Raw genomic sequence first — 15,038 nt, 5'->3', positions numbered from 1 at the left:
GAACGGTTGCGGCGCCAGTCAAGGCGCCGCGGCCCGTTCCCTTCAGCGCAGGCCGGCGCCCTGGCCGTCGAAGCTGCGCTCGATCAGTTCAATCTTGTAGCCATCCGGGTCGGTGACGAAGGCGATCACGGTCGTGCCGCCCTTGACCGGGCCCGGCTCGCGCGTGACGTTGCCGCCGTTGGCGCGCACGGCCTCGCAGGCCGACACGATGTCGGTTGCGGAGATCGCGATATGGCCATAGGCATTGCCCATATCGTATTTTTCGACGCCGTAGTTGTACGTGAGCTCCAGTTCCGCATGCTCCGGGTTATGCCCGTAGCCGAGGAAGGCCAGCGTGTACTTGTATTCGGGATTGTCGCTGGTGCGCAAGAGTTTCATGCCCAGCACCTTGGTGTAGAAGTCGATGGATCGCTGCAGGTCACCAACCCGCAGCATCGTGTGTAGGATACGCATGGGTTTATTGTATCAGCGCGCCGCCGGCGTCACACGCCACACCACGTTGCCCACGTCGTCCGCCACCAGCAAGGCGCCCGCCTTGTCCACCGCCACGCCCACCGGGCGGCCCTTGGCCTTGCCGTCGCGCGTCAGGAAGCCGGACAGGAAGTCCACCGGCGGCCCGGAAGGACGCCCCTCCGCGAACGGCACGAAAGCCACCTTGTAGCCGCTGAATTGCCTGCGGTTCCAGGAGCCGTGCTGGCCGATGAAGGCGCCGCCCTGCCAGCTGGCGGGGAACAGTTTCGCATCGTAGAAAGCGAGGCCGAGGGAGGCCGTGTGCCCGCCAAGCGCGTAGTCCGGCATGATTGCTTTCGCCACCAGGTCCGGGCGCGGCTCCTTGACGCGCGTGTCGACGCGCTGGCCGTAATAGCTGTAGGGCCAGCCGTAGAACGCGCCGTCCTTCACCGACGTCAGGTAGTCCGGCACCAGGTCCTCGCCCAGTTCATCGCGCTCGTTTACCACGGTCCACAGCGCCTTGGTCCTGGGCTCCCATGCCATGCCGTTGGCGTTGCGCAGCCCGGTTGCGAACAGGCGCGATTTGCCCGTGGCGCGCTCATATTCCCAGATGGCGGCGCGGCCTTCTTCCTTGTCCATGCCGTTCTCGGCGACGTTGCTGTTCGACCCGACGGTGACGTACAGGAAGCGGCCGTCGGGGCTGGCAGTGATGTTCTTGGTCCAGTGGTGGTTGAGCGGGCCGGCCGGCAGGTCGAGCACCTTGATGCCGGCGGCGCTGATCGAGGTCGCACCCTCGGCGTAGGGGAAGCGCACCACTGCATCGGTGTTGGCGACGTACAGGTCCTTATCGACCAGTACCATGCCGAAGGGCGAGTTGAGGTCCTTGATGAAGGTGGCGCGCGTCTTGGCCATGCCGCGTTCGTCGATATCGCGCAGCAGGGTAATGCGGTTGGCCGATGGCGTGACCGAGCCGGCCTTCTTCATCTCGTGCTTCATGATCGCACCCTTGATGCCCTTGCTGTCTTCCGGCTTGGGCGGGGCGGCCGTCTCGGCGACCAGCACGTCGCCGTTGGGCAGCACGTACAGCCAGCGCGGATGTTCGAGCTCTCGTGCATAGGCGCTGACGCTGAAGCCCGAGGCGGCCACCGGCTTGTCGTCATCCTTCCAGCGCTCGACTGGCGCGACATTGATGGTTGGGATCAGCTTCTTGTTTGGCTCCGGCAGGCTTGGGTTGGGCCCCCAGCCGGCGGGGTAAGTTTGCGCCAGGGCGGCGCTGGCGGCGATGCAGGCGGCGAGGGAAAGGATGGCGGTTCGCATGGTGGGCCTCAATCGCGCTTGGTGCCGGGCAGGGGATGGGCTTTCGATTCGTTGCCTGCCTGCGGCTTTTGCAGGCCCGGCTTGCCGTGCAGGTCCGTGTCGACCAGGCCCTGCTCGATATCCTCGGCCGCCTGGCGGATCACGCTGCGGGTCTTCTGCTGCGTTTCGCCCTGAGGCGATTCGTCGCGCTCGTGCGGCAGGCGCTTGCCGCCGCTGCTGTCCACGGGCGCCTGCGTATTGACCTTGCGGTCCTTGCTGTTCGGTTCCATGGTGTCGTCCTCCTCGCTTCATGGTAGCGAAGGCCAGCGGCGGTGGTCGCCAGCTTGAACAGAAGCAATTCCGCCGGTAGCATTGCAATATGGATATCGCCACCGACAATACTTGCCGCAACTGCGGCGCCACCACTTCCGGGAATTTCTGCCATATGTGCGGGCAGGAGACCCACCTGCATCCACCAAGCTTCAGTGAATTCATGCACGAGTTCATCGGCCATTACGTTGCGCTGGAGGGGCGCCTGTGGGGCACGATCTCGCGCCTGCTGTTTCGCCCGGGGCTGCTGACCGCCGAGTACCTGGCGGGCCGCCGCAAGCGTTATGTCGAGCCGCTGCGGCTCTACCTCTCGCTCAGCATCATCTTTTTCGCTGTGCTGAAGTTCAGCGATGCCGATGTGGCGACAGTCGATCCGCGTCCGACGCCGCCGGCCGTCAAGCAGCAGGCCGAACGCGCGATTGCCGAAGTAAAGGCGAACCAGGAAGATCATCCGCCGATCGTGAACGACAAGCTGGAACTGGCGCTGCAGCAAAAGTACCCTGCCATCTATCACGCCGTCGACCGCTTCGAGAAGATGGACGACCACCAGAAGAGCGCGGTGATGCAGGCTGGGTTCTACAAATACGCGCCGTATGCGATCTTCCTGCTGATGCCAATTTTTGCGCTATGGATGAAGGTGCTCTATCTCGGCACCGGCAAGAAGTACGGTGAGCACATGCTGTTCGCGCTGCACACCAATGCGTTTGCCTTCGTGACGCTCGGCGTGTTCATCTTCCTACCCGATGGCTTCCTGAAGTTTGTAGCGTTCTGCTGGGTAGCTGGCTACCTGCCGTGGGCCATGCAGCGCGTCTATCAAAAGGGCAAGTGGGGCACGTTCTGGCGCTGGGCACTGCTTGGCGTCTTGCACGGCATATCGCTGGCGATTGCCGTTCTGGGCGTGATGGCGCTGGGGATTATCTCTGCACATTAAGCCGGACGAAGGCCGCGATTTCGCGCGCGGCCTGCGCGGGCTCCGTTTGCAGCAGAAAGTGCGGCGCGTCGAGTTCGACCACCTTGGTTGACGGCTTTATTTTTGCGACCAGTTCCGCCGCAGTTCGCGGCACCAGCCGGTCGCGCGTCGCGCGCAAATAAAGGATAGGTGCATCACAGGCCGCCAGCCGGTCGCTGACATCGACCGCCAGCACCGCGCGCATGCGCGCCCGAAGCGCAGCGGAGCTCACAAGTTCCAATGCCGCTTTGAGCGGCGCCCGCATCTGCGCACCTGCCAGCCACCTTGCCGGCAGCGCTTTCAGCGGGATAACGTTGAGTAGCGCCTTCAACACTCCCAACCGTGGCCTCGGGTTGCGCGCAAAAGTGCAGCACAACGCCAATCCTTGCAACCGGCCCGGCGCCGATGCCGCAATGGAGATTGCAATCGGCCCCGAAAACGACTCGCCCAGAAGAACATACGGTCGGTCTAGTGGAATCGCCGCCCGGGCGAATGCCTCCAGCTCTTCGTACCCGCCGCAATGGTCGCCCGGATACCGCACCACGCGCATTTCGAATTCCCCGCCGAGTGCTGCGATGAATGGCGCGAAAAGCTCGCCCGTTCCGTCCATGCCGGGCAACATGACAATGGCGGGCTTTGTTTCTTTATTTGAGCGACCCACGGCGATACAGCCAGGCGCTATAGACAGTAATCACGACGGTTAGCGTGAAATCCGCCAGCGTCGTTGGGGTGTGCGCATCGGTGAACAGCCTGATGGCACTCCATGCGAGGTAAGCCCCGAACGCATAGGCGCCGGCTTTCCTCATGAAGAAGAGCAGCATGCCAGAGATGAAATGGAACAATGGGAAGAGGAATTTCGCCAGGAACGCAACCGGGGACAAGGCCCCGGCTGAAATGGCCAAATCGATTTGTCGCCAGCCGCTGGATACCAGGTAAATCAAGGCAGCAACCTGGAACGTGCACAAGGCCGCGATCAGGTACACAGGGATAGGACGCTTGTGCTGATCTCCAGCGCTCAAGTCCGAACGGGGCGACGCGTATAGGTTGTCGGTCACGTCTCGTTATTCCTGCCAGAAATCGAATTTGGTGCTGCGGGCGTTTTTGTTCTGGCGGCGCGTGCGTTCGGCGGCCTGGCGGGCTTCCGTCTCGGCACGCTGGCGCTGGCGGTCTTCTTCGGCGGCCTGCGCCTTGGCGGCGCGCTCGGCGTAGACCGTGTCGAGGCGGCGCTGCGATTCGAAGCGTTCGCTGATGTTCTGGAAGTGGATGGCTTGCTGGGCCAGCGCCACCACCCAGGCAATCGCCAGTGCCCATAGCACGAAAGTGTAGAACGATTGCCAAGATCCGAAAGAACCTTCCAGCAGCGGCCGGGCCTGACCCAGCGCACTCTGGCCGACAAACGCCAGCAGGCCCGCCATGACACCCAATACCACCGTCCCAAGCAACTGCCGCTTGGCCTGGAGGCGCATTTGGTCAAGTTCAAATTGAGCTTCTGATACGGAATCCATGGCGCGGCAAAAAAGGAGCAAATCTCGCAATAGCTTGAATTTTACCTCAACCTTGCCGCCTGGAAAGGCGCTGCTGGCCTGCATTTGAGGTGGATCAGCACGCGGGCTGCGGCCAGCATCGAAGTCACGAAAGTTTGCGCCTGGCGCGGTCAGTTCCTCACTCCGCAGCAGTCGGCTGCCACAATTCGACCTTATTCCCGTCCGGATCGATGAACCAGCCAAAGCGGCCGTAGTCGAAAGACTGGACATCGCCCACCAGCGTGCCGCCGCCATCGGCCACCTGTTTCAGCGCGCCATCCAGGTCATCCACGATGAAATTGATCATGAACTCGCGCTTGGACGGGGCGAAGTAGGAAGTGGTGCTCTTGAAAGGGCTGAATACGGTAGCGCCATTTGCTGGCATGGTGGCCGGCGCGAAGGAGGCATACTCCTTGGCCTCATCCGGCAAGCCAAGGCAGGCCTGGTACCAGGCCATCAGCGCTTGCGGGTCTTTGGATTTGAAGAAAATCCCGCCGATGCCCAATGCTTTTGCCATTCCAGTCTCCCTTGTTATATACTGTGCAAACATACAGTATTTATTAGCGTATCGGCCAGCGTCGCAATGCATGGCATGAGCAAGCATTATGGGTTACTCTGCTGCGTGTTGCCACCCCCATATTTTGACCGAGATTGATATGTCCGTTACGCATCCGATGTACAACACGATTGCCCTGGTTGTCCGCCCCAATACCACCGGCATCGAAGAGCCGGTGCGGGATGTGCTGGACTTCCTGAAGCAGGGCGGTTACAGCGTGGTGCTGGAGTCGGACACGGCAGAGCACCTCGCCATTTCGGACATCCCCTCGATGAGCGTGCAGGGCATTGGCGAGCGCGCCGATGCCGTGGTGGTGATGGGCGGCGACGGCACCATGCTGGGCATCGCACGCCAGCTCGCCTCCTACGACACCCCGCTGATCGGCATCAACCAGGGCCGCCTCGGCTTCATGACCGACATCCGCCAGGAAGACATGCTGCCGGTGCTGGGCCGCATCCTCGGCGGGACCCACAAGGCCGAGCGCCGCACCTTGCTCGAAGGCCGTGTCATGCGCGAAGGGAAGGCGATCTTCTTCGGCACCGCCGTCAACGACGTGGTGGTGTCGCGCGGTGCCGGCGCGGGCATGGTGGAGCTGAGCGTCGACGTCGACAACCAGTTCATGTACAACCAGCGCTCGGACGGCCTGATCATCTCCACGCCGACCGGCTCCACCGCCTATGCGCTGTCGGCGGGCGGCCCCCTGCTGCATCCGACACTGGGCGGCATCGTGATGGTGCCGATCGCACCGCACGCGCTGTCCAACCGCCCGATCGTGCTGCCCGATTCCAGTGAGATCGTGATCGAGATCAAGCGCGGCAAGGACATCACCGTGAACTTCGACATGCAGACCTTCGCCAGCCTGGCCAACGGCGACCAGATCCACATCCGCCTGTCGCCGCACACCATCACCTTCCTGCATCCGGAAGGCTGGAGCTACTACAACACCCTGCGCGAAAAGCTGCACTGGAACGAATACCCATCTACTGACGGCAAAATCTGATGCTTCGAACCCTGTCCATCCGCGATTTCGTTATTGTCGATTCGATTGAACTGGAATTTTCCCCTGGCTTCACAGTCTTCACCGGCGAAACCGGTGCCGGTAAATCCATCCTGATTGATGCACTGACGCTGGCGCTGGGTGGCCGGGGCGATGGCAGCATGGTGCGCGAAGGCGCGGCCAAGGCCGACATCACCGCCGATTTTGCGCTGACCGAGCAGGCGCAGGCCTGGCTGGCAGCGAACGAGTTTGCGGTGGAAGAGGGCGGGGCGTTGCTGCGCCGCGTGATCGACAATGCCGGCCGCTCGAAAGCCTTCATCAACGGCGTGGCCGCGACGGCGGGCCAGCTGCGCGAATTGGGCGACATGCTGGTGGACATCCACGGCCAGCACGCCCACCAGTCGCTGTTGAAAACCGATTCGCAGCGCGAGCTGCTGGATAACCAGTGCGGCGCCAATGTGCGCGACGTCACGGCGGCTTACCGTGCCTGGCGCGCTTTGTCGAAACAGCTGGAAGAATACGAGGCCAATGCGGCCAACCTGCAGTTCGAGCGTGAACGCCTGGAATGGCAGGTGACGGAGCTGGACAAGCTGGCACCGAAGAAGGGCGAGTGGACGGAAATCGGCAATGAGCATTCGCGCCTGTCGCACGCGGCCAGTTTGCTGGAAGGCGCGCAGGAAGCGCTTGGCGTGCTGTCCGAATCGGACGAGAACCCGGTGCTGTCGCAAGTCACGGCCATCGGCACACGTCTCGGCAAGCTGGTATCGGTTGATGCGGAGTTGCAGCCCGTGGTGGAAATGCTGGAGTCCGCGCGCATCCAGTTGCAAGAGTCGGTCTACGCCTTGAGCAACTACATGGACCGCGTGGAACTCGACCCGGAGCGTCTGCGCCAGGTCGACGCGCGCATGGAAGCGCTGCATTCGGCCTCGCGCAAGTTCCGCGTGCAGGCCGATGACTTGCCGGACGAACACGAACGCTTGTCGGAAAAGCTGGCGCAACTGGCCGATGCGGCCGACCTGGAAGGCTTGCGCAAGCAGGAAGAAAAGCTGAAAGCGTCCTATCTCGCGTTAGCCGCAGAGTTGTCGGCAACGCGCGCGGCAGCCGCGCAGGCGCTGGGCGCAGCCGTTACGCAAGGCATGCAGGAACTGAGCATGTCCGGTGGCCGCTTCGAGATTGCACTGCGCCCATGCGAGCCGACGGCGTACGGTGTTGAACAGGTGGAGTTCCTGGTCGCCGGTCATGCCGGCGTGGCGCCGCGTCCGCTGGCCAAGGTGGCATCGGGTGGCGAGTTGGCGCGTATCTCGCTGGCGATCTCGGTCATCACCTCGCACGCGACGACGGTGCCGACCCTGATCTTCGATGAGGTCGATAGCGGCATCGGCGGCGGCGTGGCCGAAGTCGTGGGCCGCTTGCTCAAGCGCCTCGGCCAGGAACGCCAAGTGTTGTGCGTGACGCACTTGCCGCAAGTCGCGAGCCAGGGCAATCAGCACTTCCAGGTCGCCAAGGGAACGTCGGACAATGGCCGCACAGCCTCGCGCATCGAAGTGCTCGACCAGAAGGCGCGCATCGAGGAAGTGGCGCGCATGCTGGGCGGCCTCGAAATCACCGCTACCACGCGCAAGCACGCCCGCGAGCTGCTGGCTTCTTAAATACGACATGTCCTCCTACAGCTGCGTAGTACCCGTGAATTGGAAACTGCTGTGGGAGGAGGTAATTCCCAGCTGGTTGTCCCTTCTATCCAATACAGCGACGCCGGCTGAGTTTTACGCGCGTTACGTGCCTGCCGGCGATATGTATGGGGATTTGCTCGAAGATCATTACTTTGCGCCCGCCAAGTACTTACGTCTGTTCGACACACCCCTGCATCCGCCGTACTGTCGCGCCAAGCTCCACGAGACTGCCGATTGTCGGGAGTATTGCCAAGCTCCGGATTCCATCTCATATCTGCTTGAAGTTGCGATCAAACAGTCTGCGTCAGTCAATTTAATTGGTGACGATCCGTATACAGGAAGTTATTTCGCGAGCACAGACGGCGGCTCCGTGAAAATTCAGGTCGCGGGAACGAAGAACCAGTACAGTTTCCTCGAAGCAGCCTTCGAAGTTAACTGGAATGCGGAGACGAAGCACTACGAATACTCGCGCCGCAGTAAAGGCACGTCCGCGCAACTCCAGGAACTTTTTGAGTCGCTGTTCCTTTTTCAGCGAGTCATTCCTGGGACTTGGTTTCCGTCCGAATCGCCGATTTGGCCAGGGTACGACGACCTTTCATTTGCTGGCTACCTTTCACCGATTGAGGTGGAGTGCCTGTGGACGGAAATGATGCATTGGGAAGGCTGTAGCACGGTTGAGTATGACCTGTACCCCTTATTCGTAGATCGCGTCAAGCGTGCGGCGACATCCGGGCTCGGACTGCTGACAATCCATGCGGGACTCTGAATCACCCTTGTCGAATTCACTTGCCGTCATTCGTCGTAGAGAGGTATCACCTTTTACCTCATCCAAATTTTCTTGGAGGCGCTATGAACAAATCGGTCATCTTTAACTTGCCAGTCAAGGACCTGGACAAATCCAGGGCCTTCTTTTTCGCCCTCGGTTTCAGTCTCAAGCCACAATTCAGCAACGAGAACGCGGCCTTTATTACCATCGTCGAGGGCGCGATTGATGTCATGCTGACGACAGAAGCGTTCTTCAAGTCGCTCATCAACAAGCCCGTTGTGCATGCCAAAGAAGCCAACGAGGTGGTGATTTGCCTAAATTGCGAGAACCGGGAAGAAGTCGACAGCCTGATTGCCAAAGCCCTTGCCGCAGGTGCTCGCATACCACATCCGCCCGAGGACCATGGCTTCATGTACGACCAGGGCTTCGAGGATCTCGATGGCCATTTGTGGAACCTGGTCTGGATGGCGCCTCAGGAATAAGTCATTGACTTGTAGACTCCTTTAGACGCTTGGGGGAAAGTTTCAGACTGCTGTAGACAGCTTGCTTATTCATGGGCCCAGAGTTACCGGGTTTATAATGGCGCGCCCACGAATAACAAAAAGTACCCAAGATGCCGTTCGCCAAAGAACCCCAACTCGCACAAGGCACCGTGTCCAGGACCGCCGTGGTACTGGTCAACCTCGGTACTCCCGACGAACCGACACCTGGCGCGGTGCGCCGCTATCTGAAGGAATTCCTTTCCGACCCGCGTGTCGTTGAAATCCCGAAGGCGGTCTGGTGGTTCATCCTGAACGGCATCATCCTGCCTTTCCGCTCCAGGCAGTCAGCCGAAAAATATGCCTCGATCTGGACCAGCGACGGCTCGCCGCTGAAATACCACACGCAAGCACAAGCCAAGCTGCTGCGCGGCCTGCTCGGCGAGCGCGGCCACAATGACGTGACAGTGGCGATGGCCATGCGCTACGGCTCGCCATCCCTGCCTGAGGTGCTGGGCAAGCTGAAAGCCGACGGCCACGACCGCATCCTGATCCTGCCGGCCTACCCGCAATACTCCGGCACCACCACTGCCTCGGTCAGCGACGCCGTGTTCGACCACTATAAGAAGGTGCGCAATATTCCCGAGCTACGGTTCGTGCGCGACTACCACGACCACGACGGCTATATCGATGCGCTGAAAAAGACCGTGCTGGCGCATTGGGAAACCAATGGCCGCGGCGAAAAGCTCATCATGAGCTTCCACGGCGTGCCAAAACGCACCATCGACCTGGGCGACACCTACCAGCGCGAATGCATGGAAACCGCCCGCCTGCTGGCCGACAAGCTGCGCCTGAACGAAAACCAGTACCTGGTCACCTTTCAGTCCCGCTTCGGCAAGGCCGAATGGCTGCAGCCTTACACCGCGCCGACTGTGGCGCAATTGGCAAAAGACGGGGTGCGCAAGCTGGATGTAATTTGTCCAGGCTTTACCAGCGACTGCCTGGAAACCCTGGAAGAAATTGCAATGGAAGTGCGCCACGACTTCCTGTCCAATGGCGGCAAGGAGTTCAACTATATCCCTTGCCTGAACAGCCACCCCGCATGGATCGCTGCCCTGACTGAGGTTGCCGAGCAACACATGATCGGCTGGCCGACCATGTCGTCCATGCGCAAGCTGCGCCGCTAGCCAGTTGTTAGCACTTGCGGGTGGTGAGTGCTAACCTGCTAAAATAACTGGTTAGGGGAAGAGTTCGCTGAAGACGATCACCGCTGTAGCAAGGAAGCTCCACGCGATGATCGACGCTGTAATGAATGGCAACTTCATGATGCGCTCCGAGGGGACGCGGTGTCCAGGCACCGCATGGATTCATCTTAGTCAAAACCCTCGGTTTACGTATCTGCGAGCTTTGTAAAATTTGTAACTCTACTGTTACAACAACAGTCCCACCGGCGTGCGCCGGGCCTTTGCACTGGGGCGCAGAATACCCCTTGAAAAGATAGGGGCAAGCCCCATTTTTTGCACGTGCAACAAGCATTAGATGTCAGATAAACACGATTTTGTAGGAGTCTTTTAGATGCAAGACCAGGAAAACCAGCCAAGCCAGAACCCGGAAGTGGAACAGGCAGAAGAGCAAACGACTCCAGTTGAAGCCCCTGCGATGTCCGACCTGGAAGCGCAGCTGTCCGCGACCGAGGCGAAACTGGCCGAAATGCATGATGCCTTCATGCGTGCCAAGGCCGAAGGCGAAAACATTCGCCGCCGCGCCCAGGAAGACGTTGCCAAGGCCCACAAATTTGCTGTTGAAAGCTTCGCCGAAGCCATGGTGCCGGTGAAAGACAGCCTGGAAATGGCGCTCAAGGTCGAAAATCCGACCCTGGAATCGCTGAAAGAAGGCGTCGAAATGACCCTGAAGCAGCTGAATTCCGCCTTTGAGCGCAACCGCCTGATCGAAGTGATGCCTGCAGCTGGCGACAAGCTGGACCCGAACAAGCACCAGGCCGTCGCCATGGTGCCTGCCGAGCAGGAAGCGAACACCGTTGTCGCCGTGCTGCAAAAGGGTTACATGATTGCGGACCGTTTGCTGCGCCCCGCCATCGTGACGGCTGCCCAGCCAAAGTAAGCACTTGAAAAGAAACACAAATTCCACATATAAGAAGTAATCAAACTTAGTACACAAGGAAGAACAAATCATGGGCAAAATCATCGGTATTGACCTGGGCACCACCAATTCCTGCGTCGCCATCATGGAAAATGGCTCGCCGAAGGTCATCGAGAATGCAGAAGGCGCGCGTACCACCCCTTCGATCATCGCCTACCAAGACGACGGCGAAATCCTGGTTGGCGCACCTGCCAAGCGCCAGGCCGTCACCAACCCAAAAAACACCCTGTTCGCGGTGAAGCGCCTGATCGGCCGTAAGTTCCAGGAGAAGGAAGTCCAGAAGGACATCTCCCTGATGCCTTACGAAATCACCAAGGCCGACAACGGCGACGCCTGGATCGGCGTGCGCGACAAGAAACTGGCTCCTCCTCAGATTTCCGCAGAAGTGCTGCGCAAGATGAAGAAGACCGCTGAAGACTACCTGGGCGAAGAAGTGACCGAAGCGGTCATCACCGTGCCTGCCTACTTCAACGACTCGCAGCGCCAGGCAACCAAGGACGCCGGCCGTATCGCCGGCCTGGACGTCAAGCGTATCATCAACGAACCTACCGCAGCCGCACTGGCTTTCGGCCTGGACAAGACCGACAAGGGCGACCGCAAGATCGCCGTGTATGACCTGGGTGGCGGTACCTTCGACATCTCGATCATCGAAATCGCCGACGTGGACGGCGAGAAGCAGTTCGAAGTGCTGTCGACCAACGGCGACACCTTCCTGGGCGGCGAAGACTTCGACCAGCGCGTGATCGACTACATCATCGAAGAGTTCAAGAAGATCAACGGCCTGGACCTGAAGAAGGATCCAATCGCCCTGCAGCGTATCAAGGCATCGGCCGAGCGCGCGAAGATCGAACTGTCGTCCTCGCAGCAGACCGAAATCAACGAGCCTTACATCGCCATGGCGAACGGTGCCCCAGTCCACCTGAACCTGAAGATGACCCGCGCCAAGCTGGAGTCCCTGGTTGAGGAGCTGATCACCGCCACCATCGAGCCTTGCCGCACCGCGATCAAGGACGCCGGCGTGAAAGTGTCCGACATCGACGACATCATCCTGGTCGGCGGCATGACCCGTATGCCTAAGGTGCAGGAAAAAGTGAAAGAGTTCTTCGGCAAGGATCCACGCAAGGACGTGAACCCTGACGAAGCCGTGGCTGTTGGCGCCGCGATCCAGGGTGCAGTCCTGTCGGGCGACCGCAAGGACCTGCTGCTGCTGGACGTGACCCCGCTGTCCCTGGGTATCGAAACCCTGGGCGGCGTGATGACCAAGATGATCCACAAGAACACCACGATTCCTACCAAGTTCTCGCAAGTGTTCTCCACCGCCGACGACAACCAGCCGGCCGTGACCATCAAGGTGTACCAGGGCGAACGTGAAATCGCAGCGGGCAACAAGGGCCTGGGCGAATTCAACCTGGAAGGCATCCCGCCGGCAGCACGCGGCACCCCGCAGATCGAAGTGACCTTCGACATCGACGCCAACGGCATCCTGCACGTGGGCGCGAAAGACAAGGCCACCGGCAAGGAAAACAAGATCACCATCAAGGCGAACTCCGGCCTGTCCGAAGAGGAAATCCAGAAGATGGTGAAGGACGCGGAACTGAACGCGGAAGAAGACAAGAAGCTGAAGGAACTGGCCGAGTCCCGCAACCAGGCCGACGCGCTGGTGCACTCGACCAAGAAGTCCCTGACCGAGTACGGCGACAAGCTGGAAGCCGGCGAGAAAGAGAAGATCGAAGCTGCGATCACCGCCCTGGAAGCCACCATCAAGGATGGCGACAAGGCAGCGATCGACGCCAAGGTGGCAGCGCTGTCCGAAGCTTCGCAGAAGCTGGGCGAGAAAATGTACGCTGACATGCAGGCGCAGCAAGGCGCAGCCGGTGCCGAAGGCGCTGGTGCCGGTGCACAGGCTGAATCCAAGCCAGCCCAGGACGACGTGGTCGACGCTGACTTCAAGGAAGTCAAAGACAGCAAGTAAGCTTCAAATCCGGTCAACTCTATGACCTGCCGAGCCGAGCATCCAACAGGGGCTCGCTCGGCTTTTTCGCATAAATTGGTACACCATGGCAAAGCGTGATTTTTACGAGATCCTCGGGGTCGCTAAGAACTCGTCCGAAGACGAAATCAAGAAGGCCTATCGCAAACTCGCGATGAAATACCATCCGGACCGCAATCCGGATAACAAAGAGGCCGAAGAGAAGTTCAAGGAGGTCAAAGAGGCCTACGAGATGCTGACCAACCCTGAAAAGCGCGAAGCGTATGACCGTTACGGTCACGCCGGCGTTGACCCGAACATGGGTGCGGGCGGCGGCGGCGGCTTCGGCGGCTTTGGCGACGCCTTCGGCGACATCTTTGGCGATATTTTCGGCGGTGGCCGCAGCCGCCAGTCCGGCCCGCAGGTTTACCGCGGCGCCGACCTGCGCTACAACCTGGAAATCACCCTGGAGCAGGCCGCCCACGGTTTCGACACCACCATCCGCGTGCCGAGCTGGGACAAGTGCGACACCTGCCACGGTTCCGGCGCCAAGCCGGGCACCCAGCCGGTCACCTGCTCCACTTGCGGCGGCCACGGCCAGGTGCGCATGCAGCAGGGCTTCTTCAGCATCCAGCAGACCTGCCCGAAGTGCCACGGCACCGGCAAGATCATTCCTGAACCATGCCCATCGTGCTCCGGCGCGGGCCGCATCAAGCGCAACAAGACGCTGGAAGTGAAGATCCCGGTCGGTATCGACAACGGCATGCGCATCCGCTCCACCGGCAACGGCGAGCCGGGCACCAACGGCGGGCCGCCGGGCGACCTGTATGTGGAAATCCACATCAAGCCGCACCCGGTGTTCCAGCGCGAAGGCGACGACCTGCATTGCGAAATGCCGATCAGCTTCGCCAAGGCGGCGCTGGGCGGCGAAATCGAAGTGCCGACGCTCGATGGTAAAGTATCGTTCACCATTCCGGACGGCACCCAGTCCGGCAAGACCTTCCGCCTCAAGGGCAAGGGCATCAAGGGCGTGCGCTCCGGTTATCCGGGCGACCTGTTCTGCCATGTCGCCGTTGAGACCCCGGTCAAGCTGACCGACAAGCAGAAGGAACTGCTGCGCGAATTCGAGCGTTCCACCACCGAGGGTGGTGCGAAGCATAGCCCACAGACCAAGTCCTTCATGGACAAGGTCAAAGACTTCTTCGAGTGAGAGACATGAGCGACGACGTACTGAAGCACCTGCTGGAAAACAACCGCAAATGGGCCGAGGCCAAATTGGCCAAGGACCCGGACTACTTCCGCGACCTGTCGATGGTGGGACCGGAATACCTGTGGATCGGTTGCTCCGATTCGCGCGTACCGGCAAACGAACTGCTTGGCCTGCCCCCAGGCAAAGTGTTCGTACACCGTAATATCGCCAACGTGGTGGTGCACTCGGACCTGAATTCCCTGTCGGTGCTGCAGTTCTCGATCGAAGTGCTGAAGGTCAAGCACGTGATCATCGTGGGCCACTACGGCTGCAAGGGCGTGCACACCGCCCTGACCGGCGGCCGCGTGGGCCTGGTCGACAACTGGCTGCGCCATGTGCAAGACGTCGCCACTAAGCACGAACGCTACCTGGGCACCGCGCTGAACGATGTCAACAAGCAGAGCGAGCGCCTGTGCGAACTGAACGTGGTGGAACAGGTGGCGAACGTCTGCTCCACAACCATCGTGCAGGACGCCTGGGACCGCGGCCAGGAACTGACCGTGCACGGCTTTGTGTATGGCCTGAAGGACGGCCTGCTGAACGACCTGGGCATGAACATCAGCTCTCCGGCAGACCTGCAGCCTTCCATCGACGCCCGCCTGGCATCCTACGCCAAGCAGTAAACCTGTTAAAAAAGCATGTAC

The 15,038-nt window shown here is 60.5% G+C and carries 17 protein-coding genes; 10 read left to right on the top strand and 7 right to left on the bottom strand.

What is annotated here, in order from left to right; all coding sequences use genetic code 11:
* Window positions 1-42 precede the first annotated feature (42 nt).
* The 3 genes from gloA to ACN9MY_RS29280 are packed head-to-tail and all read right to left on the bottom strand — an operon-like array spanning window position 43 to window position 2,036.
* Window positions 43-453: a lactoylglutathione lyase gene (gene gloA, locus ACN9MY_RS29290; protein ID WP_082565302.1), complete on the bottom strand. Its 411-nt coding sequence runs from the start codon at window positions 451-453 to the stop codon at window positions 43-45.
* 12 nt (window positions 454-465) lie between these two features.
* The gene (locus tag ACN9MY_RS29285) at window positions 466-1,767 is read right to left on the bottom strand and encodes a PQQ-dependent sugar dehydrogenase (protein WP_426319468.1); all 1,302 of its coding nucleotides are present in this window, start codon (window positions 1,765-1,767) and stop codon (window positions 466-468) included.
* Window positions 1,768-1,775: 8 nt separating this feature from the next.
* Window positions 1,776-2,036, bottom strand: coding sequence for a hypothetical protein (locus tag ACN9MY_RS29280; RefSeq protein WP_426319467.1), 261 nt, complete (start codon window positions 2,034-2,036; stop codon window positions 1,776-1,778).
* Window positions 2,037-2,125: 89 nt separating this feature from the next.
* Here ACN9MY_RS29280 and ACN9MY_RS29275 point away from each other — a divergent pair, with 89 nt between their 5' ends.
* Window positions 2,126-3,007, top strand: a complete 882-nt coding sequence (locus tag ACN9MY_RS29275) for a DUF3667 domain-containing protein (protein WP_426336527.1) — start codon at window positions 2,126-2,128, stop codon at window positions 3,005-3,007.
* Here ACN9MY_RS29275 and ACN9MY_RS29270 read toward each other — a convergent pair.
* The 4 genes from ACN9MY_RS29270 to ACN9MY_RS29255 form a co-directional block, all read right to left on the bottom strand.
* Window positions 2,991-3,647 carry an alpha/beta fold hydrolase gene (locus ACN9MY_RS29270; RefSeq protein WP_426323875.1) on the bottom strand — a complete coding sequence of 219 codons (657 nt, stop codon included), beginning with the start codon at window positions 3,645-3,647 and terminating at the stop codon, window positions 2,991-2,993. The two genes, ACN9MY_RS29275 and ACN9MY_RS29270, sit on opposite strands and share 17 nt — an antisense overlap.
* A 22-nt stretch (window positions 3,648-3,669) precedes the next feature.
* Window positions 3,670-4,080 carry a hypothetical protein gene (locus tag ACN9MY_RS29265; RefSeq protein ID WP_426319465.1) on the bottom strand — a complete coding sequence of 137 codons (411 nt, stop codon included), beginning with the start codon at window positions 4,078-4,080 and terminating at the stop codon, window positions 3,670-3,672.
* Between the two features lie 6 nt (window positions 4,081-4,086).
* Complete coding sequence (locus ACN9MY_RS29260) at window positions 4,087-4,491, bottom strand: hypothetical protein (RefSeq protein ID WP_426165540.1); 405 nt, start codon at window positions 4,489-4,491, stop codon at window positions 4,087-4,089.
* A 196-nt stretch (window positions 4,492-4,687) separates the two neighbouring features.
* Window positions 4,688-5,065 (bottom strand): VOC family protein, encoded by a 378-nt coding sequence (locus ACN9MY_RS29255; RefSeq protein WP_426165538.1) that lies wholly within the window; start codon window positions 5,063-5,065, stop codon window positions 4,688-4,690.
* A gap of 139 nt (window positions 5,066-5,204) precedes the next feature.
* On the opposite strand from ACN9MY_RS29255, the gene ACN9MY_RS29250 reads away from it, so the two are divergent.
* The 9 genes from ACN9MY_RS29250 (at window position 5,205) to ACN9MY_RS29210 (ending at window position 15,017) form a co-directional block, all read left to right on the top strand.
* A complete protein-coding gene (locus ACN9MY_RS29250) occupies window positions 5,205-6,104 on the top strand; it encodes an NAD kinase (RefSeq protein ID WP_426319464.1) in 900 nt (299 codons plus the stop codon).
* Complete coding sequence (recN, locus tag ACN9MY_RS29245; RefSeq protein ID WP_426319463.1) at window positions 6,104-7,750, top strand: DNA repair protein RecN; 1,647 nt, start codon at window positions 6,104-6,106, stop codon at window positions 7,748-7,750. The genes ACN9MY_RS29250 and recN overlap by 1 nt, the downstream gene beginning before the upstream one ends.
* A 34-nt stretch (window positions 7,751-7,784) precedes the next feature.
* On the top strand, window positions 7,785-8,537 hold the full coding sequence (locus ACN9MY_RS29240; RefSeq protein WP_426319462.1) for a hypothetical protein: 753 nt from the start codon (window positions 7,785-7,787) through the stop codon (window positions 8,535-8,537).
* Window positions 8,538-8,620: 83 nt separating this feature from the next.
* The gene (locus ACN9MY_RS29235; RefSeq protein WP_426319461.1) at window positions 8,621-9,019 is read left to right on the top strand and encodes a VOC family protein; all 399 of its coding nucleotides are present in this window, start codon (window positions 8,621-8,623) and stop codon (window positions 9,017-9,019) included.
* A 131-nt stretch (window positions 9,020-9,150) separates the two neighbouring features.
* A complete protein-coding gene (hemH, locus tag ACN9MY_RS29230) occupies window positions 9,151-10,203 on the top strand; it encodes a ferrochelatase (RefSeq protein ID WP_426319460.1) in 1,053 nt (350 codons plus the stop codon).
* A gap of 388 nt (window positions 10,204-10,591) precedes the next feature.
* Window positions 10,592-11,137 carry a nucleotide exchange factor GrpE gene (gene grpE, locus ACN9MY_RS29225; protein ID WP_426165526.1) on the top strand — a complete coding sequence of 182 codons (546 nt, stop codon included), beginning with the start codon at window positions 10,592-10,594 and terminating at the stop codon, window positions 11,135-11,137.
* Between the two features lie 70 nt (window positions 11,138-11,207).
* The gene (gene dnaK / locus ACN9MY_RS29220; protein ID WP_426336526.1) at window positions 11,208-13,148 is read left to right on the top strand and encodes a molecular chaperone DnaK; all 1,941 of its coding nucleotides are present in this window, start codon (window positions 11,208-11,210) and stop codon (window positions 13,146-13,148) included.
* A gap of 85 nt (window positions 13,149-13,233) precedes the next feature.
* Entirely contained in the window at window positions 13,234-14,355 is a 1,122-nt protein-coding gene (dnaJ, locus tag ACN9MY_RS29215; RefSeq protein WP_426319458.1) for a molecular chaperone DnaJ, read from the top strand.
* 5 nt (window positions 14,356-14,360) lie between these two features.
* Window positions 14,361-15,017, top strand: coding sequence for a carbonic anhydrase (locus ACN9MY_RS29210; protein ID WP_426165520.1), 657 nt, complete (start codon window positions 14,361-14,363; stop codon window positions 15,015-15,017).
* Window positions 15,018-15,038: the final 21 nt, after the last annotated feature.

Source organism: Pseudoduganella sp. R-31, from assembly GCF_049913235.1.
In the GTDB taxonomy this organism is placed as follows: Bacteria; Pseudomonadota; Gammaproteobacteria; order Burkholderiales; family Burkholderiaceae_D; genus Rugamonas.
The sequence above is the reverse complement of the archived record's forward strand: the minus strand, read 5'-3'. Positions and strand labels throughout refer to the sequence as shown.